This window comes from Pseudomonas sp. BJa3 (genome assembly GCF_026343815.1).
Lineage (GTDB): Bacteria > Pseudomonadota > Gammaproteobacteria > Pseudomonadales > Pseudomonadaceae > Aquipseudomonas > Aquipseudomonas soli.
The window spans coordinates 1-242 of record NZ_JAOXMC010000482.1 but is presented as its reverse complement, the minus strand read 5'-3'; the positions used below and the strand labels follow the sequence as shown (position 1 = coordinate 242).

The 242-nt window shown below is 65.3% G+C and carries 1 protein-coding gene; it reads right to left on the bottom strand.

Features of this window, described 5'->3' with window-relative positions:
• Positions 1-33: 33 nt before the first annotated feature.
• Positions 34-195 carry a hypothetical protein gene (locus OH705_RS28495; RefSeq protein ID WP_267303606.1) on the bottom strand — a complete coding sequence of 54 codons (162 nt, stop codon included), beginning with the start codon at positions 193-195 and terminating at the stop codon, positions 34-36.
• Between the last annotated feature and the right edge of the window lie 47 nt (positions 196-242).

Sequence of the window (242 nt, the reverse complement as noted above, 5' to 3'; positions counted from 1 at the left end):
CACGGTCACGCCCCAGGACAGCACGTTGATGTCCTACGGGTCGTCCGGCGAGTGCAGGCGCACCAGACAGTCCTGGTCCAGCTGCGCCAGCGCCGTTTCGTAGTATCCCCAGTCGGCCATGCGCACCACATACAGGCCATGCTCGAGCGGGGCCTTTTCCTCGCTGCTCAGCTCGGCTTCGTCCATCCGCAGCAAGCGCACCACCTACGGCTTGAACGCCGCGGCCAGTTCCTTTTCGACCG